General features: G+C 64.6%; 14 protein-coding genes. 8 read left to right on the top strand and 6 right to left on the bottom strand.

Annotated elements, in window-relative coordinates; genetic code table 11:
• Window positions 1-861 (top strand): hypothetical protein, encoded by an 861-nt coding sequence (locus HRU82_03280; protein ID QOJ34029.1) that lies wholly within the window; start codon window positions 1-3, stop codon window positions 859-861.
• Entirely contained in the window at window positions 858-1,274 is a 417-nt protein-coding gene (locus HRU82_03275) for a hypothetical protein (GenBank protein QOJ34028.1), read from the top strand. Before HRU82_03280 ends, HRU82_03275 begins: the two co-directional genes overlap by 4 nt.
• On the opposite strand, the gene HRU82_03270 is transcribed toward HRU82_03275, so the two are convergent.
• From HRU82_03270 to HRU82_03245, 6 genes are all read right to left on the bottom strand, one after another.
• The gene (locus HRU82_03270; protein ID QOJ34027.1) at window positions 1,213-1,800 is read right to left on the bottom strand and encodes a VanZ family protein; all 588 of its coding nucleotides are present in this window, start codon (window positions 1,798-1,800) and stop codon (window positions 1,213-1,215) included. The genes HRU82_03275 and HRU82_03270 overlap by 62 nt on opposite strands.
• Window positions 1,801-1,866: 66 nt before the next feature.
• Complete coding sequence (locus HRU82_03265; protein ID QOJ34026.1) at window positions 1,867-2,232, bottom strand: response regulator; 366 nt, start codon at window positions 2,230-2,232, stop codon at window positions 1,867-1,869.
• Between the two features lie 167 nt (window positions 2,233-2,399).
• A complete protein-coding gene (locus HRU82_03260; protein QOJ34025.1) occupies window positions 2,400-5,489 on the bottom strand; it encodes an efflux RND transporter permease subunit in 3,090 nt (1,029 codons plus the stop codon).
• A 6-nt stretch (window positions 5,490-5,495) separates the two neighbouring features.
• Complete coding sequence (locus HRU82_03255; GenBank protein ID QOJ34024.1) at window positions 5,496-6,671, bottom strand: efflux RND transporter periplasmic adaptor subunit; 1,176 nt, start codon at window positions 6,669-6,671, stop codon at window positions 5,496-5,498.
• 41 nt (window positions 6,672-6,712) lie between these two features.
• The gene (locus HRU82_03250) at window positions 6,713-7,972 is read right to left on the bottom strand and encodes a TolC family protein (protein ID QOJ34023.1); all 1,260 of its coding nucleotides are present in this window, start codon (window positions 7,970-7,972) and stop codon (window positions 6,713-6,715) included.
• Between the two features lie 98 nt (window positions 7,973-8,070).
• Complete coding sequence (locus tag HRU82_03245; protein ID QOJ34022.1) at window positions 8,071-8,529, bottom strand: hypothetical protein; 459 nt, start codon at window positions 8,527-8,529, stop codon at window positions 8,071-8,073.
• Between the two features lie 170 nt (window positions 8,530-8,699).
• On the opposite strand from HRU82_03245, the gene HRU82_03240 reads away from it, so the two are divergent.
• Genes HRU82_03240 through HRU82_03215 form a run of 6 tightly spaced genes read left to right on the top strand, consistent with a single transcriptional unit; the run spans window position 8,700 to window position 25,075 of the window.
• Window positions 8,700-14,405: an amino acid adenylation domain-containing protein gene (locus HRU82_03240; protein ID QOJ34021.1), complete on the top strand. Its 5,706-nt coding sequence runs from the start codon at window positions 8,700-8,702 to the stop codon at window positions 14,403-14,405.
• Between the two features lies 1 nt (window position 14,406).
• Window positions 14,407-15,048 (top strand): hypothetical protein, encoded by a 642-nt coding sequence (locus HRU82_03235; GenBank protein QOJ34020.1) that lies wholly within the window; start codon window positions 14,407-14,409, stop codon window positions 15,046-15,048.
• A complete protein-coding gene (locus HRU82_03230) occupies window positions 15,045-19,565 on the top strand; it encodes an SDR family NAD(P)-dependent oxidoreductase (protein ID QOJ34019.1) in 4,521 nt (1,506 codons plus the stop codon). The genes HRU82_03235 and HRU82_03230 overlap by 4 nt, the downstream gene beginning before the upstream one ends.
• A 10-nt stretch (window positions 19,566-19,575) precedes the next feature.
• The gene (locus HRU82_03225; protein QOJ34018.1) at window positions 19,576-21,285 is read left to right on the top strand and encodes a cyclic peptide export ABC transporter; all 1,710 of its coding nucleotides are present in this window, start codon (window positions 19,576-19,578) and stop codon (window positions 21,283-21,285) included.
• Window positions 21,285-22,691, top strand: a complete 1,407-nt coding sequence (locus HRU82_03220; GenBank protein QOJ34017.1) for a diaminobutyrate--2-oxoglutarate transaminase — start codon at window positions 21,285-21,287, stop codon at window positions 22,689-22,691. Before HRU82_03225 ends, HRU82_03220 begins: the two co-directional genes overlap by 1 nt.
• The gene (locus HRU82_03215) at window positions 22,688-25,075 is read left to right on the top strand and encodes a penicillin acylase family protein (GenBank protein ID QOJ34016.1); all 2,388 of its coding nucleotides are present in this window, start codon (window positions 22,688-22,690) and stop codon (window positions 25,073-25,075) included. The genes HRU82_03220 and HRU82_03215 overlap by 4 nt, the downstream gene beginning before the upstream one ends.
• The last annotated feature ends 22 nt before the right edge of the window (window positions 25,076-25,097 follow it).

Here is a 25,097-nt window from a genome sequence, read left to right as displayed (position 1 = left end):
ATGTTCAAAATCAAGAAGAAGATCGAGAAACCGAAACCGCCGGTCCTGTACAACGTGATCGAGGACTATTCGGAATTTGACGCGCCGGGCAACGTCACGGTCTGCGCCATGACGTTGCCGGAAGATACGGCGGCACATGCCAAGATTTTGTCCGAAAGTTACGATGTGCCGCTGGACAAGATGGTGAAGCTGCTCGCCGAAGGCGGCGTCTATGTCTACCCGCAGGAGGGCGGCTTGCTCACTCGGGGCCTCTTCGCCTGCCACGTGGATCCCTCCGGCGCCGCACCCAAACAGACCTGGACCTTGGATCTGATGCAATTTGCCGAGGCGGAGCAATGGGCGCGGGCCCGTACCTGTCCTCTGCTGGAGGCCGCTGCGGAAGTCTTTCACCGCACACTTCCCGAGGAACTCAAGACGAAGCTGACCCAGAAGAACCTCGGACTGGACTACCGCACGCTGGATCGGGCGGTGGCGAAGGGCGGAGACATCAAGTACATCGATTTCCGGAAGGATTGGTCGCCGCATTTCAAGCGGCTCTGCATCATGCCGGATGGACGGCTCGTGGAAACGGGCGGGTTGGAAGAATTCGCCCAGTTACACCAGATCACCGTGCCACAGGCGAAGAAACTCGTCGAAGAAGGTGGCACGATGGACCTGGCAGGTGGCGAGGTGTTGGCCTGTCAGATCGTGAACGGGCAGCCGGCTGTCGCCCGCTTCAGCGCAAAAAATTATGCCAAGGCGAAGGAGCTGGCAACGAGCAAGGGGTTGCACATCATGGACGCGCTGAGTGAAGTGGCGTACAACGACCCAGGCATGATGCGGACCCTCCAACGCAAGGAACTGGGCGCGCGCCTCTCATGAAGCGAGCGATCCTCAGCCTCGCCGTCGTGCTGACGCTGACCGGCTGTGCAGGCCCCAGACCCATCCTCTATCCGAACGATCACTACCGGCAGGTCGGGCCGGATGCCGCCGAGGCCGACATCAAGGATTGCATGGAACTGGCGAAGGAAGCCGGGGCGTCACCCAGCCAGGGAAAGAGCGCGCAGGTGGCGACCGGTACGGTGGGCGGCGGGGCGGTCGGTTCGGCGGCCGGGGCGGTGGGGGGAGCGATTCTTGGGCATCCCGGTCGTGGAGCCATGGTGGGCGCAGCCAGCGGGGCGACGGCCGGATTTCTTCGCAGCCTGTTTCGGCGCTCGCCGCCGAGCGGCGCCTTCACGGGTTTTGTCGACCGTTGCCTGCGTGAGCGGGGCTACGATCCGACCGGTTGGCAGTAGGTGCTTCAATGCGCTGCTCGGGCCGCGCGCGTTCCCTCCTGACGTACCATTCTCCCAGCGTCATTCCCACATACGCTCCCAGCACATTGTCCACTAGATCGAGCAGGGACGTACTCCGGTTGTGGCAATAGACCTGGTAGTACTCGATGCTCAGCGACAACGCGAAGGCCAGGAGCAGCAGGAGACGCCGTGACACGGCCGGACCGTGCAACCCTCGGAGCGTGAAGAATAGGCCGAAGGGGGCGAAGAGGGCGATGTTGGCGACCGCATCGACGGCCAGATCCAGCAAGACCTGCGGCGAACTCAGTTGATCCGGGGTCGGGATCCACCGGACGAACTCCCAATGGGAATGCCCGACGAAGTTGTGTAGCGGCAGGATGCCCACCATGACGATGAGGAGGGTCCACGCGCCCCAGAGGACTCCTATGCGGGTGGAGGTCAGAATCACGGAGACCGGCGCAACCGGGAGGCTGGGAGCGGAGGAGTCATGCCGCGATTGTTGCAGATCCGGTGAGAGGCTTTCCACCCGTTTTTACTCCAGGCTGGTTGGTGGAGAAGAGGTAGGGGTGTGCGGGAGAAGGGGGCGGAGCGCCTAGGACTGGGCCAGTTCCGCCTCCACGGCCTTCAACAGTTCCTTGAGATCGAACGGCTTGGAGAACGTGCGGTGCGCACCGAAGAGTTTCGCGATGTCCAGAAAGTCGCGATCCCCCTGCGCGCCCGTCATGGCGATGATCTTGGTGTCGAGGTACTCGCGAGTGAGTTGGAGGGTGGCTTCCAGCCCGTCGACTTCCGGCATCAGCAAGTCCATGATGAGCAGGTCGGCCTTGTTGTTGTGGTAGAGAGTCAGGGCCTCCCGCCCGTCCTGCGCCTCCAGCACCTTGTGGCCGGACTTTTCCAGGACCTCGCGCAAGAGGCTGCGGATGGATGCTTCGTCGTCGATCACCATGATGGTCGCCATAACTACTCCTCGGGATATGAACTCAGGTTGGCTGTCGGATGTATGGGAGACGCCATGCCTGGCTGGATGTTGTCAGGCTCAAGTCGTAGGGGAAGCTTACCCCCGAGCAGGAGTTCTGTCCAGGGAAGCGACGAAACTGCCAGGCCTTAGGCGTGAGGGACGGGCCATCATCCCGGCGAGCTGCCGATGTCGGGAGGACCGGCGACGAACCGATAGAGGGCAGGAAGCACCAGTAACGTCAGCACGGTCGAGGTGAAGAGGCCGCCGATGACCACCGTCGCCAGCGGCCGCTGCACCTCCGCACCCAAGCCGGTCGCCACAGCCATGGGAACGAAGCCGAGGCTCGCCACCAGTGCGGTCATCAAGACCGGTCGAAGCCGATCCATGCTGCCTTGAATCACCGCCGCTTCCGCCGACATGCCGCTTACCTGTAACTGACCGATGTGGCTCACGAGCACGACCGCGTTGAGGACGGCGATACCGAAGAGCGCAAGACACCCGATGACGGCGGAAATGCTGAGGGGTAGGCCGCGCAGCCACAGGGCGAAGAGGCCTCCAGACAGCGCGAGCGGGACGTTCAGAAAAATCAGAAGCGCCGGCCTGAGGCGACCGAAGACGATCGAAAGGAGACTCAGGATCATCAGCAACGTGAGGGGCACTACGATGGCCAGCCGTTCGGCGGCCTCTTGCAGATGCTGGTACTGCCCGCCCCACATCAGCTCATAGCCCGGAGGAAGCGTGACGGCTCGGGCCACCGCCCCCTTCGCCTCGGTCACGAATCCGCCCAGGTCGCGTCCGCGGATATTGCATTCCACGACGATGCGCCGTTGCACGTGTTCGCGGCTGATTTGCGCCGGACCAGAATCCAGCCGCACGTCCGCCACACGCGAGAGGGGGACGAGTTCGCCATGCTGAGTCGGTATTAAGAGCCGGCCCAGGGCCGCAGGGTCCTGGGCGAGGTTCTCCGCTAAGCGCACGACCACCTCGAATCGTCGTGGCCCTTGGATGACCATGCCGACCGGTTGGCCCGCGCGTGTCGTCCGTACGACGGTGAGCAGGTCCTCGGCCGTGAGGCCGTAGCGGCCGATCTCCGCGCGGTCGACGATGACGCGCAGCAGCGGCAGCCCCGCCACCTGTTCGACTTTCACGTCTGCGGCACCCGGGAGCCCCTGCAGCGTCTGCGCCACCCGTTCGGCCTGCCGGCGAAGCAAGTCCAGGTCGGCGCCGAAGATTTTCACGGCCAGATCCGAGCGTACCCCGGCGATCAATTCGTTGAACCGCATCTCGATCGGCTGCGTAAACCCGAGGCCCACGCCGGGCACGGCCTCGGCGATGGCCTGCCGCATCACTTCGATCAACTCCTCGCGCGTGCCGGCCGTGGTCCATTCCCTCGCCGGCGTGAGGATGACGAAGACATCCGACAGTTCCACGCCCATCACGTCCGTCGCCACCTCCGGGCTACCGGTTCTGGTGACGACCTGCCTGACTTCGGGGAACCGCCGGAGCACCTGCTCGATCCGTAACGCGGTCTGGACCGATTCGCTCAAGGAAATGCTCGGCAACCGCCACACTTGAATCGCGAGATCCCCCTCCTCCAGACGCGGTACGAATTCCACGCCCAGGGAGGCGCCGAGCGCGAGACTCACGACGAACAGTCCGGCTGCGATTCCTGCCGGCCAGATCGGCCGCGCGACCGCCCGGCGCAACCAGGGTTCATACAGTTGTTTCAAGGAGCGGACGAGCCTCGTTTCCCGATCGTGCCGGTCTTCCCGCACGAACCAGAACGAGAGCAGCGGCGTGAGGGTCATGGCCAGGACCAGCGAGCCCGCCAACGCCATGATGACCGTCACGGCCATGGGGCGAAACATTTTGCCTTCGATGCCGGTCAACGCCAGGATGGGAACGTACACCAGAATGATGATGCTCACCGCCAGCGTCACCGGCCGCAGCACTTCGCGCCCGGCGGCCAGAATCGTAGCGGCCCGCTCCTCTCGCGTCCGGGGTTGTGCGGCGGCGAGGCGGCGCAGAATGTTGTCGACCATGACGACGGACCCGTCGACCAGCAACCCGAAATCGACGGCCCCCAGGCTCATGAGGTTCCCAGACAGTCCGGCCTGGACCATGCCGGTAAAGGCGAGCAGCATCGCCAGCGGAATGGCCGAGGCGACGATCAGGCCTGCGCGCAAGTCGCCGAGAAAGAGGAACAGCAGGGCCACCACCAACAAGCCCCCTTCCAGCAAGTTGTTCCGGACGGTGGTGATGACCTGCTCGACGAAGTGCATGCGGTCATAATAGGGTTCGATGGTCACGCCCGCCGGGAGGCTGGCCTGGATGTCCCGGACCCGCGCCTTGACGCGAGCGACCACGTCGTGAGCGTTCTCGCCGGCCAGCATCTGCACCATCCCGATCACGGTTTCACCTTCGCCCATGGCGGTGGCGGCACCGATCCGCAACGCCGAACCCTCCTTTACTTCGGCAAGATCGCGGATGGAGATCGGCACGCCGCCGGGCCCATGGGAGATGACGACCCTCTCGATGTCCTGGACCTGTGCGGCGAGGGCTTCGCCGCGAATCACCAGTTGCTCACGTTGACGTTCGATGTAGCCGCCGCCCGCGAGACGATTGTTGCGCTCCAGTGCGTCGAAGACCTCCCGCAGGGTGAGCTTGTAGGCGAGGAGTTTCGAGGGATCGACGATCACCTGGAACTGCCGCGGCTCTCCACCCCAAATGTTGACCTCGACCACGCCTGGCACCGCCCGCAGTTTCAGGGCGATGTCCCATTCCAGCAGCGTATGCAGGGCCATGGGGCTGTACCCCGGTCCCTTGACCGTGAACTGGTACACCTCGCCGAGGCCGGTCGTCAGGGGACCCATGACGGGCCGGCCATACTCGGTGGGAATGCGCTCCATGGCCTGCGCCAGCCGTTCCGCGACGGCCTGCCTGGCCCGATAGATGTCAACATAGTCCTCGAAGATGGCGGTGACGGCGGAGAGGCCATAACGCGAGACGGAGCGCAGTTCGCGCAGCGCCGGGACTCCGTTCAGCGACGCCTCGATCGGAAAGGTCACGAATTGTTCCACCTCGACCGGCCCCAAGGCGGGAGTCCTCGTCAGGACCTGTACCTGTACCGGCGTCAGGTCCGGCACGGCATCGAGGCTGAGTCGCGAGAAGGACCAGAGACCGATGATGATGATCACCAGGGTTGCCATCAGGGTGAAGAAGCGATACCGGAGTGAAAACGCCAAGAGTCGTTCCATGGGGCCTCATTCTCCCGAGTCGATCTGGGACTTCAGCAACAGGGTCTTGAGATCGAAGACTCCGTCCACCACCACGCGCTCGCCTTCCGCGACGCCGCTTGTTATTTCGATCCAGCCGCCGCCTTCACGGCCGCCGCTGATGGGCCGGAACGAGTAGCCCTGATCCTGTTCGACGAACAGGCCCCGTTGCTGCTCGACGGTCGTGACGGCGGAAAGAGGCACGGCCAAGACCGGCGGGGCCGGCCGGCTGAGGGTCACGTCCACGTATTCGTGCGGCTTCAACCGGCTCTGCTCATTGACGACTTCGAAGCGGAGGCGGATGGTTCTCGTGGTCTCATCCGCGACGGGCGCGAGATAGGTGAGCGGGGCTGTGACGGTTTCGCCGCCTTTCGGCGTGATCCTGCCGATGTCGCCCAGTGTGAATCGGCGCGCCTGTTCGAGCGGCAGGTTCGCGAAGACCCACACGCGGCCGGTATCGACGATCTCGAAGAGTGGCTCTCCCGCGGCCACGCCCTGGCCGAGCACGGCTTGTTGTGCCACGATGGTGCCGGCGATCGGAGCGGTGACCCTGTAACGATGGCCCTGCTCATGCAGGCCTTCTTCGAGTTCCTTGAGGTCCTTGCGCGACAAGCCCATGTTGAGCAGCTTTTCGCGGATGTGTTGGTAGCGGGCCTTCGTCTCCAGGTAACGCCCCCGGTCCTCGATGAGGCGACGCTCCGTGACGATGTCGTCCTTGCGGAGTTGCTCGGTCCGCCGATAGGTGTCTTCCGCCACATCGGCCTGGGCCTTGCCGACGAGATATTCTTCGATCAATTGATCGAGCTGGAGGCTGAGGATGTCCGCCAGCGGTTGACCGACTCGTACCTGGTCCCCCAGCCGGCGATGGATCGTTTCGATCTGGCCCATGATGCGCGACGTGACCTTGGCCACCTGTTTCAAATCCAACGCGACTTCGCCGGGCGCCGTGATCACGTCGGGAACGACCTGCGGACGAACCGGTTCGATACGCAGATGATTCCGGACGGCGGCCGGCGGTTGGATCACGGCTTGTGCGCGTTCGCCGGTTGTGGTCGATGGTGCGGGTACGGAGGCCGGCGTTCGCGGTTCTTGATCGCCGCACGCTCCAAGGAAGGGCAGAAGGAACAGGATGCAGCTCGGGATGATCGTGCGTCGTCCGCTCATGAGTGGTTTCCTCTTTCTTTCGCAGGACGCTGATACCTCGCTCACAGCGGAGCGCCCAGTGAGCGCTCCAGCCGAGTGAGCGCGATCGACAGTTCGCTCTGCGCCTGGGCGTATTCGAGCAGGGTTTGCCGGTAGACCCGCTGCGCATCGAGCAGATCCAACAGCGTGGCCGCTCCATGACGGAACGACATCTTCGCCAACGCCACGGTTTGCTCGGCTTGCTTCAGCAGACCGTTGTCGAAGACTTGTAATTGTTCGTGCGCGGTCAACACCTCCTGGACATGTTGGGTGATGGCCGCCTCCAACTCATGGCGGACCCGCAGCCGTTCGGCATCCGCACGATGTTTGGCGCCCAACGCCGTCTGGATTTCGCCTTGCCGCCGATACCAGAGCGGCAGGGGCACGCTGATCCCGGCGACCAAGGATTCGTCGCCGGCCTCCCGGTGGTAACTGCCGAGGAGCGTGATGTTCGGGACCCGCGCCTCCCGCTCGAAGCGCAGGCTGTGATCGGCCTGCTCCGCGAGTTTGGCCAAACGGCGAATGGCGGGATGTTGCTCGATCGCGAGGGCCGTCAGGGGATCCGGGTCCAGCGCCTGCGACAAGGATCGAAATTCCCCTTGAATGGAAAAGCCCTTCCCCAACGTGCCGGCAGCGAGCGCATTCAGGCGCGCCCCGGCGGCGAGCAACGCGTGCTGCGCCCGTGCCAGGTCTTTCTGGGCCTTTTGAAGTTCGACGCCCGCCTTCAGCCTGTCGAAGGAGGTGGCTTCGCCCGCTGCGACCCGTGCCTGGACCGTCCGCTGCATCTCCTCTACGGCGGCCACGTGTTGGCGGGCAAGTTCGGCATCACGCTGCTGATAGAGCAGTTGATAGAAAGCTACCTTCACATCGGCCGACAACGACACCTTCGCCTCGTCCAACGCGGCGCCGGCTCCGGCGACTCCGGCATCGGCGGCCTCCTGTCGTGCCGACCGTTTGCCTGCCCATTCGATCGGTTGTTCAACGAGGAGGGTTCGTTCGGTGACACGAACGCCCGTGCTCGGGTCGCGGATGGCTCCGCGTCCGGCGCTCCCGGTGATGGAGGGATTGAGGTAGGCGCCCGCGGCGATCTGTTGGCCGCGGCTCTGTTTGACCAAGCCTTCGGCGCCGGCGAGTGTCGGACTGTGCCGTTCGGCGAGGGTCAGAATGTCTTGCAAGGTATAGATGCGGCGGACCGAGTCGTCCGCCAGGAGCGGACCGGCGTCGAGCACCAGCCACAAGCAGAGTGACACGACGCACCATGTGACAGAACCGTAAGTCATCATGACGAACCTCCTCCGCGACATAGGTAGAAGGACACCGGCGGGCACAGTTCAACGCCCACGCGTTCGCGGTGACTGGCGACGGACTAATGGACTGGCTGTCAGAGGGAGGAGGCCGGTGGAGCGCGGGGCGGATACTCGCGGGCTGACGGGACGGTCGGTGGAGGTGGTAAGGCCTCACGCGCAGCCCAGCCTACCGGCTCGGGCAACGGCAGGATTTCTCCGACAAGCGTGAGCGGCGTCGCCGAGGGAAGTTTGAGTTGTTTTCGATCGGTGGAATCGTTCAGTAGCGAGAAGCCGACTTCCGGATGTTCGTCCCAAACATGCTCGAGTAGGGGCAACGGTGACAGGAGTGTGTCGTGTGTGTGGCCGTCGTACTCCCCCTCCAAGTCTCCCGAAAAAATCGTGTGAATCGTGCCCCCGTGGATATGGCCCGATTCGCCGTGATGGGCCTCCATCTCCGGGTGGACGTGGAAGAGCGGCATGAGCAGGAGCCACGCGATGGCCCAGGCACGCAGGACTATGTGGACGAGAGAAGGAACGTGTGATCGGTTGAACATGGGCAGGAATCCTTGTCACGGACGCTATCACAGGTGACGGCGTCCATCAAGTCGTTCTGTGTCGAGGTGCGACAGAGGCATCAGGAAAGTAGACATGCAAGTTTGGTCGTGACGTGCGTCTTAGAGGATAGACCTTAAACGTGACGTGGTCGGGAAGGTTCGGTGAAGTCGTGACACGGTCTCATTCCTGTACGTACCACACATTGCTCGACGTGCTGCGCAGGCGCGCGGCGGATACGCCGTCCAAACGGGCCTATACGTACCTGCGCGACGGAGAACAGGACGAGCAGAGTTGGACCTATGGCGAATTGGACCGGCAGGCCAGAGCGGTCGCCGCCGTCCTGCAAGCCGCCGGGGCGGAGGGCCGGCGTGCCCTATTGCTGTATCCGCCTGGTCTGGACTACCTGGCCGCGTTTTTTGGTTGTCTCTACGCCGGGGTGGTGGCGGTGCCGGCCTACCCACCGCAACGACAACGGGGCCTGCCGCGCGTGCGAGCGATCCTCGCGGATGCGCAGGCTGCCTATGCCCTGTCGACGAGCGCAATCACGCAGGCACTCGAGCGCATCATCACCAAAGGGGAAACGTACGACGACCTCGCGGCTCTTCGATGGATCGATAGCGACCTTGTCGAGCCTGGCGCCGAACGCGATTGGGTTGAACCGCAGCTGACCGCCGACAGCTTGGCGTTTCTCCAATACACCTCCGGCTCGACGGGAAATCCCAAAGGCGTCATGGTCACGCATGCCAACCTCCTGCACAACCAGCGTCTGATTCAGGAGTCTTTCGGCCATACGGCGGAGGATGTCATCGTTGGGTGGCTGCCCTTGTATCACGACATGGGATTGATCGGAAACGTCTTGCAGCCGCTCTATCTCGGCGCCTCCTGCATCCTGATGTCGCCGGTGCACTTCCTGCAGAAGCCCGCGCGCTGGCTCTCGGCTATTACGAGGTATCGCGCCACCACCAGTGGTGGACCGAACTTTTCCTACGATCTCTGTGTGCGGCAGGTGACCGAGGCGCAACGGGCGTCCTTGGACTTGAGTGCTTGGGCCGTCGCGTTCAACGGCGCGGAGCCTGTGCGCGCCGCCACCCTCGACCGCTTCTCGGATCGGTTCCAGGACTGCGGCTTCCGCCGCCGCGCCTTTTATCCCTGTTACGGGTTGGCGGAGGCGACGCTTCTAGTCACGGGGGGTACGAAGGGGGAGGGCGCGAGGACGTTCTCGTATGGGGCGGCATCACCGGCCGGCAGAGAGGATCGTTTGCTGGTGAGCTGCGGCAGGAGTCGAGCAGGCCAGACGATCCGCATCGTCCACCCCGAATCCGGAATCGGGTGCCCCGATGGGGAGGTCGGCGAGATCTGGGTCGGCGGACCCTCTGTGGCCCAGGGCTACTGGCGAAAGGAGCAGGAATCCGAAGAGACTTTTCACGCCTGTCTGGCGCAGAGCGGGGAAGGGCCTTTTCTCCGAACCGGAGACCTCGGGTTGCTCCGCGAGGGGGAGTTGTTCGTCACCGGCCGGTTGAAAGACCTCATCATCATCAGGGGCCGCAACCACTATCCTCACGACATCGAACGGACGGTCGAGGAGAGTCATCCGGCGCTCCGGCCGGGAGGCTGCGCGGCCTTCTCGATCAGCGAGGAGGACGAGGAGCGGCTGGTCGTGGTGCAAGAGGTGGAGCCGCGGGCCCAGGGACTCGACGTTCCGGCGATCGCGGCGACTATCCGGCAGGCGGTGGCCCAGGCACATGAGTTGTCGATTGCCGCCGTCGTCCTGATCAAGGCGGGGAGTCTCCCAAAAACTTCCAGCGGCAAGGTGCAGCGCGGGCTCTGCCGGACACAATTTCTCGACCGGGCTTTGGCGACGGTGGGCACATCGTGCTTGGAGACATACTCGGGAGACATTGCTGTTGCCGAAGGGAACTCGGCAGGCGAGGTCGACTATGTAGCTCGGCTTGGCGCGGATCTCGTCGCAATTTGGTCAAACGTCTTGAACCGACCCATCGTCCGTCCGCAGGACGATTTCTTCGCCCTGGGCGGTGATTCCCTGCGAGGTCTCCAGATGGTCGCCCGTCTGCAGGAAGTCCGGGGTGTCGAGGTTCCCTTGGACGCCCTGTTCGAACATTCGACCCTCGCGGCCTTCACCACCTTCGTCGCCACCTGTTCGCCGACTCCTGCCTGCTCAACCCATGACCCGATTCAGCTCGTCTCGCGCGACGGGATACTGCCGCTGTCGTTCTCGCAGGAGCGGTTCTGGTTTCTCGATCAACTCTCGCCGGGAAGCTCGATCAATAACATTCCCGTCGCCTTGCGGCTGAAAGGTCCTCTCGATCGGGACGCCTTGTGTCGGGCGCTCAACGAAATCGTTCGGCGCCACGAGGTCCTGCGGGCCACCTTTGTCTCGATCGCCGGCCGCCCGACGCACGTGATCGCACCGGAGCTCACCCTCACGCTGCCGATCGCCCATTCGACCGCTCGAACGAAGGCGGAGCGCGAGGAGGAAATTGTGCGCGCCGTGCGGGCGGAGGCCTGCCGACCGTTCGATTTGGCTACCGGTCCCCCCATCCGTTGTTGTCTCTTCCGGTTGGATGAAGAGGACCATGTGCTTTCGCTGACGTTGCACCACATCGTGGCGGACGGCCGCTCGATGGAGGTGCTCAGGCGTGAACTGGCGGCGCTCTACGAGGCGTTCAAGGAGAACCGGGATTCACCGTTGCCGAAGTTGTTGCTGCAATATGTCGATGTCGCGGCCTGGCAGCGGCAACAGGCTGGCGGAGCGGAAGAACACAGACAGCTCGACTATTGGCGGGGCCGTCTGGACGGAGTGCCGCCGCTGCTGACCCTGCCCTGGGACTTTACGCGCCCGGCCGTTCAAGGGCATCGAGGTGCGCGTTACGCGTGGACGATACCAGCGGCTGTAGTCGGTCGGCTGCAGGAGGTGGGGGCCCGTTACCGAGCGACGCCGTTCATGTTGCTCCTTGCGGCCCTTGGTATTCTGCTGTCGCGCTACAGTCGCCAAACCGATTTCTGCATCGGGACCCCGGTCGCCAATCGCCGGCGGCGTGAGACGGACCACCTGATCGGCTGTTTTGTCAATACCGTCGCGCTCCGTATGGACCTGTCCGGAGACCCGCCGTTTCCCTCATTGCTGGAACAAGTGCGCCGGACCGTCCTGGAGGCGCAGGCGCATCAGGAGCTTCCCTTCGAGCGACTGGTTGATGCCTTGGGGCTGGCAAGGGATCTCGGCCACACGCCCCTCTTTCAAGTCATGCTGGTGTTGGAAGACAACCCGACGGAGGCCGGTCGGCTGGGAGACCTCGAAGCCTCCCGCCTGGACGTCAGCACCCAAACCTCGGCGTTCGACCTGACGCTGGAACTGGTGCGGAAATCGGACGAAAGTCTAGACGCCGTGGTCGAATACAGCACGGACCTCTTCGCCGACGATACCATCGCGCGGATGGCCGGGCATCTGCAGGAGCTGGTGCGTCGAATCGTCACGGCCCCCGATGCGCGCCTGAGCGGCTGGCCGATGCTCTCGATCGCCGAACAGGCGTCGGCGCTCGCCGACGGTCGAGGCCCGCGGACAGCCCCGCCGCAGGAATCCTGTCTCCATCGCCTGATCGAAGCGCGGGTGAAACGGGTGCCGGACGCAGTCGCGCTGGAAGGGACTCGCACCGCCGTCACCTATGATTCGCTCAATCGGATGGCCAACCAACTCGCACGGTATCTGCGGCTGCAAGGCGTCGGACCGGATGTGCCGGTGGGACTCTGCGTGGACCGTTCGTTGGAGATGGCCGTCGGGCTATTGGGATGCCTCAAGGCGGGGGCGACCTACGTACCCATGGACCCGTCCTATCCCTTGGAGCACCGCGCCGCCATCCTCAGGGATGCGCAACCGCGCCTGTTGTTGACCCAGCGCAGACACATCGGAACCCTCCCCCCGCAAGCCCCTCCGGCCTTCGCGTTGGATGACGAGTGGGCGGCGGCCGCCGTCTTGCCCGACCATGATCTTGAGAGCGGTCCCCATCCAGACAGCTTGGCCTACCTGCTCTACACCTCCGGAACCACCGGACGGCCGAAGGGCATCGGCATTCCCCATCGCGCCTTGGCGAACCATGGCCTTGCGACGGCGGAGGCCTACGGCCTCGCTCCCTCGGACCGTGTGCTGCAGTTTGCGTCCGTGAGTTTCGATGTGGCGGCGGAAGAATGTTTCCCGACTTGGCTGGCCGGCGGCACGTTGGTGCTGCGCTCCGATGAGCCGGTTCCCGCCTACGGTGATTTCTTGGCCTTCCTGCGGGAACGAAATGTGACGGTCGTGAATTTGCCGACGCCCTACTGGGCGGGTTGGGCGGAGGAACTCGAGCGGACGACATCGCCGCTCCCTCCCTCCTTGCGCCTGGTGATCGTGGGAAGCGAGAAGGCCCAGCCCGACGATCTGCGTCGCTGGCAACGGATGGCCGGTCCTTGCGCCTGGTGCAATGCCTACGGCCCGACCGAGGCTACGATTACCGCGAGCATCTATCGCCCGAGTGCGTCGGTGGAACCGACCGCCTTGCGCACCGTTCCGATCGGTCGGCCGATCGCGAATGTCGAACTGTACGTCCTCGATCCGCATTTGCAGCCGGTGCCGGTCGGTGTTCCCGGCGATCTCTACATCGGCGGTGCGGGGTTGGCGCGCGGGTATCACCGGCAGCCGGCACTGACCGCCGAACAGTTCGTCCCGCATCCCTTCAGCTCCGACCGCGGGGCGTGCCTCTATCGGACCGGGGATCTCGCCCGCCGCCGATCCGACGGCAATGTCGAATTTCTCGGGCGGAGAGACGAGCAGGTCAAGATCCGGGGATTCCGCGTGGAACTCCGCGAAATCGAATGCCACCTTCGTGCCCATCCGCAGGTGAAGGATGTGCGGGTGTTTCTGAGATCCGACGCTTCCGGCGATTGGCCTGCGCTTCTGGCCGGGCTGGGCGGGGAGGAGCAGGAGCGGATGGTGCGGGACATCGAAGCCCTATCGGTTCAGGAAGCGCAGTGGCTCTATGACCTGGAGTCGGATGCCGAGCAACGGAGGAAGACGGTGATTCAACGCAAGCCGGAGTTCGAAGTGTTCCTCAAGATCAACAAAGACGAGTTTCTGACGCCGCCGCGCGCCAACCAGCGCAACTGGCTGCTGCGGCGAGCGCTGGACGAGTTCTCCGACGACCTCCTTGCCCTCGACGAGGTGTCCAAGCGATTCGTCTCTGGGTCGGATCGGACGGATATCGCCAATACCTGGGTAGACAGTCAGGCGGAGTATCGGCCGTCGGAACTGATCATCGAGGGCCAGCAGGTCATGCAGGATTGGGAAGCGCCCCTGATGAAGGCGATGGCCGACATCGTCACCGAACGACAGGGCGACGTGCTGGAGGTAGGGTTCGGCATGGGGATCTCAGCCACCTCCATTCAAGCGGGCCGGCCCCGGTCCCACACCATCATCGAGTGCAACCGCGAGGTCATGCGCGCCTTCGATGAGTGGGCCCGACGTTACCAGGGGCGCGACATCCGCCTCGTGCAGGGACGCTGGCAGGACGTGGTCGATGAGATCGGCCCCTTCGACGGAGTCTTCTTCGATACGTACCCCGCCAGCGAGGCGGAGTTCGAGGAGGCGGTAATCAACAGCATCAATTTCGCCGAGGGCTTCATTCCGGTCGCCGCCAAGCTGCTGCGCCCGGGCGGCGTGTTCACCTACTACACCAACGAGATCGATTCCTTCAGCCGGCGGCACCAACGGTTCCTGCTCAAGCACTTCGGGTCCTTCACGCTGAGCGTGGTTCGGTCGCTGCTGCCGCCGGACGACTGTCACTACTGGTGGGCCGACTCGATGGCCGTCGTCAAGGCGGTGAAGTGACATGACGGACGTGATGCAGCGGGTGCAACGACTCAGCGAATCCCATCGCCGATTGCTGCGGTTGCGTCTGATGCAGCAGGGGCGGGCGCAGGAGGCCCGACTGGTGGGCTACGTCATTCCCCACCAGCCGCAAGGCCTCACCGGCCAAGCCCTGCGTACGTTTCTCTCCGAGCTGGTCCCCGAGTACATGGTGCCCAACCAGTGGGTCTTCGTCGACGCCTGGCCGGTGACATCGCGCGGCAAGGTGGATCGAAAGGCGCTGCAGGCCATGGCGTGTTCGACGCCCGATCCCGTCCGAGGCCCGGCCCCGCACAACGATTGCGAACGGGCGGTGGCGGCCATCTGGGAAGAGGTGCTGGGCGTGCGCAGCGTCGGCCTCCACGACAACTTCTTCGACTTGGGCGGCCATTCCCTGTTGTTGCCGACGGTCCTGACCAGAGTCCGAGCGCTCGCCGGCCGCGAACTGTCGATGGTGGAGTTGTTTCGATATCCCACGGTCCAGACCTTGGCTGCCGCGATCGCCGGGCCTCAAGAGGCCGGGGGTGAGGGGACGGGGATCGGTCGGTTGAAAGACTCCCGCGATGCGGGCGTGCGACGGATGACACAGCGTCGCGCGAAACAAATGGCATCGAGGAGCGAATGAACCGTTCAGACCCGGACCTCGATTCAGCCGAACCGCGTGATGGGCTGGAGATCGCCATCGTCGGCATGGCCGGCCGGTTTCCCGGCGCCTCCGATGTCGCCGCCTTTTGGCGCAACCTCGCGGCGGGAATCGAGTCGGTTTCGGAACTTACCGCCAGGCAACTGTCGGAGGCCGGTGTCGACCGGCAGATCGCCGAACGCCCGAACTATGTCAGGGCGCGCGCCGTGCTGGATGGCGTGGACCTGTTCGATGCGCCCTTTTTCGGCATGACGCCGAAGGAAGCGGAAATCACGGACCCCCAACAACGCCTCCTCTTGGAGTGTGCGTGGGAAACCCTGGAGAGCGCCGGGTACGACCCCTTCCGGTACGAAGGGTCGATCGGAGTCTATGCCGGATCGAGCACCAGCGGGTATCTCTATCATCTGTTTCCGCGTCGGGTCCTGCTCCAATCACCCGCCGAGATGGCGGCCATGTTGGGGGTGGAGAAGGACTCGCTCGCGACGCGGGTCTCGTACAAATTGAATTTGCGGGGTCCGAGCCTGGCGGTGCAGACGGCCTGTTCCACCTCGCTGGTGGCGGTCCATCTGGCCTGTCAGGCCCTGCTCAGCGGCGAATGCGACATGGCCTTGGCGGGCGGTGTGTCCGTGACCGTGCCGCAAACGGTCGGTTACCTCTACCAGGAAGGAGGCATCGTCTCGCCGGACGGTCACTGTCGAACCTTCGACGCCAAGGCGGAAGGTACGGTCGGCGGCAGCGGAGTGGGGCTCGTGCTGCTCAAGCGGCTGCAGGAGGCCTTGGCCGACGGCGATTACATCCTGGCGGTCATCAAGGGGTCTGCGATCAACAACGACGGAGCCTCCAAGGTCGGGTACACGGCGCCCGGCGTCGAAGGCCAGGCACAGGTGATCAAGGCAGCCCACGTGGCGGCGGGGGTGGAGGCGGACTCAATCTCCTATGTCGAGGCCCATGGGACCGGCACGCCGATGGGCGATCCCATCGAAGTAGTGGCCCTCACCGCGGCCTTTCGGGAGTCGACCGCCAGAACGGGCTTCTGTGCGATCGGCTCGGTGAAGACCAACATCGGCCATCTCGATGCCGCGGCCGGCATCGCCGGTCTGATCAAGACGGTGCTCGCCCTGGTCCATCGGCAAATTCCCGCCAGCCTGCATTTTACGGCCCCCAATCCTGCCATCCAATTTTCGACGACGCCGTTTTATGTGAATACAACCTTGAGGTCGTGGGTGGGAGGTTCCTTCCCGCGGCGGGCCGGCGTGAGTTCGTTCGGCCTCGGCGGCACCAACGCTCACGTCGTGCTGGAAGAGGCGCCGGCGCAGTCCCGTCGCCAGGCATCCGAGGGGCGACGCTGGCGTCTGTTCACCCTGTCGGCTCGATCGAAGGAGGCGGTGGACCGTGCCGCCGCTCGCTTGGCCGAGTACGTGGCCGAGGCGCCGGAATCCGATCTGGACGATGTGGCCTACACGCTGCAGCAGGGACGTCGAGCGTTCGCCTATCGGCGGTGGGTGGTCGCGAGCACGATCGACGAGGTACGGCAGGGACTCCAGAGCCCGCTCCTCCTCTCCGGTTCTGCCGGACCGGTCGGCGAAGCCCGCCAGGTGGCCTTCATGTTTTCCGGACAGGGCTCGCAATATCCGCACATGGGACGGGCGCTGTATGAACAGGAACGCACGTTCCGGCAACAGGTGGATGACTGCGCGACCCTCCTGGCTCGGCAGCTCGGGCGGGACATTCGACAGGTCCTGTTCCCCACCTCGCCCGGTGATGCGGAACTGATCCATCGCACGGCGATGACCCAACCAGCGCTGTTCGTGTTGGAATATGCCCTTGCACGGATCTGGATGGCCTGGGGCCTCTCCCCCGTCGCCATGATCGGCCACAGTATCGGGGAGTATGTCGCCGCCTGCCTCTCGGGGCTGTTCTCGCTGGAGGAGGCACTCGCGATCGTCGCCCTGCGCGGTCGGCTCATGCAGGACCTCCCTTCCGGAGGGATGGTTGCCGTTCCGCTGACGGAAGCGGAGGTCCGGCCGCTGCTCGGTGAGGGGCTGGATTTGGCCGCGGTCAATGCGCCGACGCAATGCGTGGTGTCCGGTCCCGACGCACTGCTCAATGCCTTCGAGGACGACCTGGCCGCCGGCGGGATCAAGGTGCGCCGGCTTGCGACCTCCCATGCCTTCCACTCCGCCATGATGGAGCCGATGCTTGCGCGCTTCTCGTCGTTTCTGTCGAGCATCCGTTTTCGTGACGCGCGGATCCCCTGGATCTCCAACCTGACGGGAACCTGGATCAGGCCGGACGAAGCAACCGATCCTGCCTACTGGGTCCGCCACCTTCGCGGCACCGTCCGGTTTTCCGATGGATTGCGGACCTTGCTGGAAGGGCAACCGCCGGTACTCCTGGAAGTGGGGCCCGGCCGGACGCTCCAAACCTTGGCTCAACGGCAGCCCGCCGCAGGCACCGTTCCCGTCCTGGCCTCGATCGGCGGGCGGGAGCAGGAGGAGTCGGCCGGTCTGTTGATGACGTTGGGATCGTTGTGGGGCGCAGGCGTGCCGGTGGACTGGAGTGCTCTCCAGGGAGCACGTCCCGGCAGGCGCGTGCCCTTGCCCACCTATCCGTTCGAGCGGCAGCGTTATTGGCTGGAACCGCGGCCGGACAAGGAGGCCGTTCCCGCCCCCGATCGCCGCTCCGACCCCTCGCAGTGGTTCTATCAACCGTCCTGGAGACGGTCGGCGCTTGTGACGAAGGGCGGGGCGCAGGATGACGGCCACTGGGTACTGTTTGTCGATGATGTGCAGCGCGAAACCCTGTTGTTTGCGCAACTGACGCCGCTGGTGCGGTCGGTCACGATCGCGCGTCCGGCAACCGAATTTGTCCGTCAAACGGATGGCAGTTACGGAGTGCGTCCGGATTCACGCGAGGATCACGACTCGTTGCGGCGGGATTTGGCGGAGCGAGGCATCAATCCGCGCCGGATCGTCCAGGCCTGGACGCTCGATGGGGAGTGGGCCGACGGATCTTCGGAGGCGCGCATCGAGGCGGCCCAGGTACGCGGATTTCTCCACTTGGTGTTGCTGGCACAAGTTTTCGGAGAACCGCGGGCGACGCGGCCTTCTCTGCTTGTGCTCACCCAAGGCCTCCATGACGTGGCCGGCGACGAGCGGGTCTGTCCTGAACGGGCGACGCTCCTGGGCATGGCGCTGGTCATGCCGCAGGAATATCCGGGCCTCTCCTGCCGTCTGCTCGATTTGGACCGGACGGCATTCGAGCCGCCCTTCGCCGATCGATGGGGCGAGCGGCTGGTGGCTGAAGCGAACACGATTGCTGGTGAGGGAGTGGTGGCCTATCGGGGAGGGCATCGGTGGGTACGGACCTTCGAGTCCTTGCGAGTGGGAACTGGAAACGAGAATCAATCGGTCTTGTGCGAGCGAGGCGTCTGCCTGATCACCGGCGGATTGGGCGGGGTCGGCCTGCGCGTGGCGGATTACGTCGCGCGAAGCAGACAGGCTCGCCTGGTCTTGGTGGGGCGGTCGCAGCCCACGGCTGAACAACAGAAGGCGGTGGCCGAGCTGGAACGGTTCGGCAGCGAAGTGTTGCTGTGCCGGGCCGATGTGGCGGACCGCGCACAGATGGAGACTGTGCTCAACGAGGCTCGCCGACGATTCGGTGGCATCCATGCCGTGGTCCACGCGGCCGGCGTGGCGGGAGGCGGCCTCCTGGCGCTGAAGACGGCCCAGGCTGTCTGGGACGAATTCCGCGCGAAGATGCTGGGTGCCGCGGTCCTCGACGAGTTGTTTCGGAAGGAGCCTCTGGACCTCTTCCTGTTCTGTTCCTCCTTGACCGCCGTGGTCGGAGGGGTCGGCCAAAGTGCGTACTGCGCGGCAAATGCCTACCTCGATGCCCTGGCGCAGGCGGGACGCAAGGAAGGGCGGAGGATGCTCTCGGTGAATTTCGACCGGTGGCGCCATGTCGGGATGGCCGTGAAGGCCGAAGCCGTCCTGAGGACTCTAGGTGCCGATGAGGCTGAATTGGACGGCATGACGGAGGCAGAGTCACGCGAGGTGGTCCGCCGCCTGTTCGAAGGGCTGGAGCTTGCGCAGGTGGTGCAGTCGATACGCGACTTGCCGGCCGTGATCGCCTCGGTTGGGCAGGCGATGCCCTCGTCCGCCGCCCTGCGACCGCAGGCCATGGGAGAGACGGAGGGATGCGAGGGCCTGGAGACGCAACTCGCAGGCTTGTGGCGACAAGTCTTGGGCACAGGGCAGGTGGAACGGCAACGGGATTTTTTCGAGCTTGGCGGCGAATCCCTCAGTGCCCTTCAACTCCTCAATCGCGTGCAGGAGCTGTATCAGGTGGAGGTGCCCTTGCGCGAGTTTTATTCCGCTCCCACGGTGGTCGGGTTGGCGGCAAAGATTCGTGCGGCCCAGGCCGCTGGAAGGAGAGACGACGGCGGCATCGTCCCCGTGCCCCGCGCGACACGCAGGCTTCGAGGTGTCTCGGCTTAGGACGTGACCAATGGATCTGATTCGATTCCTACTGCGGAAATCGTGGCGTTTGGTGCTCTGCTCCGTTGCGGCGGGGCTCGTCAGCGGCCTGGCCGGAGCGGGGCTCATCGCAGTCATCCACCGCGCCATGGAGGAGTCGACGGTCTCGACATCGCTGGCCTGGAGTTTCCTGGGGTTGGCGCTGGCGGTGGCCGCCTGCAAGGCCCTGTCGGAAATCCTGCTGACTAGGCTGGGACAAGCGACCATTTCCGAACTCCGCTATCAGCTGAGCCGTCGCATTCTCGACGCGCCGCTCGGGCAATTGGAACGATTGGGACCGCATCGCCTCTTGGCCGCGTTGAGCGAGGACACCGACGTGATCGCACAGGCCTACGTGCAGTTGCCCCTCATCGGGATCAACGTGGCGACCACGCTCGGCTGCTTGACCTATCTGGGCTGGTTGTCCTGGCCGAGCCTACTCTTAGTGCTGGGGTTCATGGCGGTCGGCGCAGCGACGTTCCAGTGGCAAGAACGTAAGGCCATCGAATTCTTCGCGCGGTCGCGGGAGACCAACGACGCCCTGTTCCGTCATTTCCGCTCGATCATGGCGGGGATCAAGGAACTCAAGCTGCACCGCGAACGCCGCCACGCGTTTCTCACGACCCAACTGCGGCAGACGGTGAAGGCCTACGAATGGGACTTCGTCGGCGGGATGACGGTCTATTCCATCGCCTCCAGCTGGGGACTGTTTCTCTTTTACGCCGCCATCGGCACGGTGTTGTTCCTGTGGCCCTTGTGGCAACCGGTTTCGCTCGCCACCGTCGTCGGGGCCACGCTGGTATTGCTCTACATGATGGGGCCGTTTTCCCAGATCGTGGAGTTGCTGCCCGGCATCGGCCGCGCCAACGTGGCGTTGACTAAAATCGATGCGCTGGGCCTGTCCCTGTCGGCTGCGGCAGCCTCCGACCAGGAGGGATCGACGCGGATTCCGGCGACCGAGTTGGATCTCCGCGGCTGGCGCCGCCTCGACCTGGTCGGCCTCACGCACCACTATGCCCGTGAGGGAGACGAGCGTCCGTTCCGGCTCGGCCCGATCGACCTGACCTTCCGACCCGGCGAGGTGACCTTCTTAGTTGGGGGCAACGGGAGCGGCAAGACGACGCTGGCCCTCCTGCTGCTTGGGCTCTATCGGCCTGAGTCCGGCCGCATCCTCCTGGACGGTGTGCCGATCGACGATTCGAATCGCGAAGCCTATCGGCAACTGTTTTCCACCGTGTTCTCCGACTTTCATCTCTTCGATTCGCTGCTCGGGTTGGAGCAGGACAATCTGGATGGGGTCGCGCGCGTGTATCTGGAGCGGCTCCAATTGGACACGAAGGTCCGCATCGAAGGCGGATCGTTCTCGACGCAGGCCCTTTCGCAGGGCCAACGCAAGCGGCTGGCCCTCTTGACGGCCTACGTAGAGGACCGGCCGTTTTATCTGTTCGACGAGTGGGCGGCTGATCAAGATCCGCTGTTTCGCAAGGTGTTCTATACGGAGTTGTTGCCCGATTTGAAGGCGCGAGGCAAGGCGGTGTTGGTGATTACGCATGACGACCGGTACTTCTCGCGGGCCGATCGCTGTGTCCGGCTGGACGTCGGCAGGCTGGTCGATCCGTTGGAGACGGCCGAGGTCGACGGGAAGCGGGAATGGATTCGGCCAAGTGAAGCGAGGGATGTCTGTCGCGAGGAGGTGAGGTGATGTCGGTGCACGTGGATGAATTGTGGCAAGCCATGCCGACGGGGTGCATGTCCCCGCGGGAATTGTCTCCGGCCAATCCCTATCTGGAACGCCAGGCCGCGCGGGAATCGAATGCGCGCAGCTACCCGCGCCGGTTGCCGTTGGCGCTGAGCAAGGGCAAGGGCCTGTATGTGCAGGATACCGACGGCCGGACCTATATCGACTGTCTGGCCTGCGCAGGGGCGCTGGCGCTGGGACACAACCACCCGGTCGTCGTCGAAGCGATCAACCGGATGCTGCATGACGGCCTGCCGTTTCAAACCCTGGACCTGACAACGCCGGTCAAGGATCGGTTCGTCGAGACGTTGTTCGACTGCCTGCCGCCCTCCTTTGCCGAGGGCGCGAAAATTCAATTTTGCGGACCCTCCGGCGCGGACGCGGTCGAGGCGGCGCTCAAGCTCGTCAAGATCGCGACCGGACGGCGGACGATCCTGGCGTTTCATGGCGCCTATCACGGCATGACGCACGGGGCTCTGGGACTGATGGGGCACCTGGCCCCGAAGCAGGCCATCGTCGGGCTCATGCCCGAGGTGCACTTCCTGCCCTTTCCCTATGAGTATCGATGCCCGTTCGGGGTCGGGGGAGAGAAGGGGATGCGCCTGTCGGCCTCCTATATCGAACGGATGCTCGATGATCCCAACAGCGGGGTGGTGGAACCGGCGGCCATGATCCTCGAAGTCGTACAGGGCGAAGGCGGGGTGATCCCGGCGGCGAAAACCTGGCTCCAAGACATCCGTCGGATGACGCAGGCGCGCGGGATTCCTTTGATCGTCGACGAAGTGCAGACGGGGCTGGGTCGCACCGGTCGGCTGTTTGCGTTCGAGCATGCGGACATCGTGCCGGACGTCGTGGTGTTGTCGAAGGCGATCGGCGGAGGGTTGCCGCTCAGCGTGGTGGTCTACCGCCCTGAATGGGACCGTTGGACGGCGGGGGCCCATGCCGGCACCTTCAGGGGCAATCAACTCGCGATGGCGACGGGGCTGGCCACCATGGAATTCATCACCGCAGAGCGGATCGACGAGCATGCGGCTCGGATGGGCGAGCGTTTGTCGGGCCTCCTCCGGCAGATCCAGGCCGCATCCCGCAGCATCGGCGATGTGCGGGGTCGTGGACTCATGGTCGGCGTCGAGATCGTGGCGCGCGACGAACCGCTCGACCTGCCGGGCTGCCACCCGTCAGCGCCGGGCCTCGCGTCGAGGATTCAACATGAAGCCCTGCGACGCGGCCTCATCCTGGAACTGGGCGGCAGGCACAACAGCGTGGTGCGGTTCCTGCCGCCCCTCATCGTCACGGCGGAGCAGATCGATACGATCGCAGCAATCTTTGCGGACGCGGTCAAGGCGGCGGAGCAACAGGAAGGGGCATGATCACCGGAAGACGTGTCCTGGTCGCAGTCGGGGTTGCCGCGGGACTCGGGGCCGCTGCCGTCCTGCTGGTCTGTACCGCGTCCCTCCCTGCGCGCGACGGCACGCTCACCCTGGCTGGGCTCCGGGCTCCGGTGGCCGTGGGGTTCGACGAATACGGTGTCCCGATGCTGTCGGCCGACAGCCGCCTCGACGCGATTCGGGCGCTCGGGTACGTGACGGCCCAGGACCGCCTCTTCCAAATGGACCTGCTGCGACGCACCAGCGCGGGGCGGTTGGCCGAAGTATTCGGCGAGCCGGCGTTGTCCATCGATCTCAAGCAGCGGCGGTTGGGTCTGTCGCGGGTGGCGGAGGCGGTCCTTCGGCGGTTGCCTGAAGACCAATCGGCCCTTTTGACGGCCTACGCCGAGGGTGTGAACGCCTTCTTGCATCAGATGACGATCCCTCCCTTCGAATGCCTTCTGCTGGGCTACCGGCCCGCCCCGTGGGAGCCGACCGACAGCCTCCTGGTGGTGTCGGCCATGTTTCAAATGTTGAACGGATCAGAAGGCGACGAACGGATGCGTACGGTGATGACGGCCTCGCTGCCGGCGGAAGTCGCCGCCTTCCTGCTGCCTCCGCTGGATCACTACACGGCTCAATTACTCACGGGCGGAACGACGAAACCCTCGTCCATGACGGTGCCCGTGGAGGCCTTGGCGGCACTCCGGCGGGCCGGCGGGCAGAGTCGATCGCTGCAAGTCTCGTTGGTACCGGGACGAAAACGAGAGCTGGGATCGAATGCCTGGGTCGTGGGTGGAGGGAAGACCGAAGACGGTCGCGCCATCCTGGCGAACGACATGCACCTGGACTTAGGGGTGCCCAACATCTGGTATCGGGTTCAGATGCGGTATGGGCGTATCGAACTGGCGGGCGTCGTCGTGCCCGGGATTCCGGTGGTGATCGCCGGTTCGAACGGCGCCGTCTCCTGGGGCTTGACGAATGTCGAGGGTGATTTTCTGGACCTCGTGCGACTGGAACTCAATCCGAAGAATCCGGATGAATATGGGACTCCCGACGGCTGGCAGGCATTCACGCATCGGACGGAAACCATCGCGATCAAGGGAGGCCCGGATCAGATGGTGGAAATCAGAGAGACCCGCTGGGGTCCTGTGGCCGAGGAGCCCTTGCTGGGAGGGCCGGTGGCTCTGCGTTGGACCGCGCTCGATCCCGAGGCGGTGGATCTGGGATTGGTTTGGATGGATCAGGCCCGTTCGGTCTGGGATGCGCTCGCCGTGGCCACGCGGGCCGGCGCCCCGCCGAGCAACGTGCTCCTGGCCGATGCCGAAGGCCACATCGCCTGGACCTACATGGGGAGAATCCCGGTCCGTCGCGGGCTTGACGGGTCGGTCAGTGTGTCCTGGGCCGATGGGCGAACCGGCTGGACTGGCTTCATTCCGCCGGACGACCTTCCCCGGGTCATCGATCCCCCCGCCGGATACCTGGTGAGCGCCAACCACCGCATGACGGACGATACCTATCCCCATGTGATCGGCCATGCGTTCGCGAACGGCTACCGCGCCTATCGCATCACGGAACGGCTGCGCGCCATGGAACGGGTCCGCGAGCCCGACCTCTTGGCGCTGCAATTGGATACGACGACGGAGTTGCACGAGTTCTACCGGGATCTGATACGCCGGCTGCTCACCCCGGAGGTTCTCGCACAACATCCGGAGCTTGCCGAAGCGCGGGAGGCCGTCGAAGCCTGGGATGGCAGGGCCGAGAAGGACAGCAGGGGGGTTGCGCTCTTGACGGCCTTTCGCCGCAGTCTGGCCGCCTCGGTCTTCGCGCCGTTTCTACAAGGGTGCCGCGAACAGGATCCCGCCTTCGCCTACGACGGCGACCTCGATACGCCGCTCAGGACCTTGCTCACGGAGCAGGCTCCCGGAACCCTGCCCGATCCGGCTCGGTTCGCGGACTGGCACGCGTTCCTGTTGCATGAACTGGAGCGGACCGTCGCGACGCTCAAGGCCGACTATGGTCTGTCGCGCGTCGATGCATTGGCCTGGGGAGTCATGAATCGGGTGCGGATGGCCCATCCGCTGAGCGACACGATTCCCTTGGTGGGGCGGTGGCTCAACATGGCGGAGGAGGCGGCCCCGGGCTGCGGCCAATGCGTCCGCGTCCTCAGCGGGAGCTTGGCCGCCAGTGAGCGCATGGTGGTGTCTCCCTCCCACCATTCCGACGCGATCTTTCACATGCCGGGGGGCCAGTCGGGACATCCGTTGTCACCGCACTATCGGGATCAGCATCGCAATTGGAGCCAGGGGCTGCCGACTCCGCTGCTTGCGGGCCGGGCGGTCCACAACCTGACGTTCAGACCGGAGCCTGCATCGGCCCGGTCGTAACGTCGCCGTTCACTCACCATAA

The sequence above is a fragment of the Nitrospira sp. genome, from assembly GCA_015709715.1.
Taxonomy (GTDB): Bacteria; Nitrospirota; Nitrospiria; order Nitrospirales; family Nitrospiraceae; genus Nitrospira_A.
Note: the sequence above shows the minus strand (reverse complement) of the source record. Positions and strands in the feature narration are given on the sequence as shown.

Coding starts and splice junctions, on each gene's coding strand:
- HRU82_03280 (QOJ34029.1), top strand. CDS start 1: ATGTTCAAAATCAAGAAGAAGATCGAGAAACCGAAACCGCCGGTCCTG.
- HRU82_03275 (QOJ34028.1), top strand. CDS start 858: ATGAAGCGAGCGATCCTCAGCCTCGCCGTCGTGCTGACGCTGACCGGC.
- HRU82_03265 (QOJ34026.1), bottom strand. CDS start 2,232: ATGGCGACCATCATGGTGATCGACGACGAAGCATCCATCCGCAGCCTC.
- HRU82_03260 (QOJ34025.1), bottom strand. CDS start 5,489: ATGGAACGACTCTTGGCGTTTTCACTCCGGTATCGCTTCTTCACCCTG.
- HRU82_03255 (QOJ34024.1), bottom strand. CDS start 6,671: ATGAGCGGACGACGCACGATCATCCCGAGCTGCATCCTGTTCCTTCTG.
- HRU82_03250 (QOJ34023.1), bottom strand. CDS start 7,972: ATGATGACTTACGGTTCTGTCACATGGTGCGTCGTGTCACTCTGCTTG.
- HRU82_03245 (QOJ34022.1), bottom strand. CDS start 8,529: ATGTTCAACCGATCACACGTTCCTTCTCTCGTCCACATAGTCCTGCGT.
- HRU82_03235 (QOJ34020.1), top strand. CDS start 14,407: ATGACGGACGTGATGCAGCGGGTGCAACGACTCAGCGAATCCCATCGC.
- HRU82_03230 (QOJ34019.1), top strand. CDS start 15,045: ATGAACCGTTCAGACCCGGACCTCGATTCAGCCGAACCGCGTGATGGG.
- HRU82_03225 (QOJ34018.1), top strand. CDS start 19,576: ATGGATCTGATTCGATTCCTACTGCGGAAATCGTGGCGTTTGGTGCTC.
- HRU82_03220 (QOJ34017.1), top strand. CDS start 21,285: ATGTCGGTGCACGTGGATGAATTGTGGCAAGCCATGCCGACGGGGTGC.
- HRU82_03215 (QOJ34016.1), top strand. CDS start 22,688: ATGATCACCGGAAGACGTGTCCTGGTCGCAGTCGGGGTTGCCGCGGGA.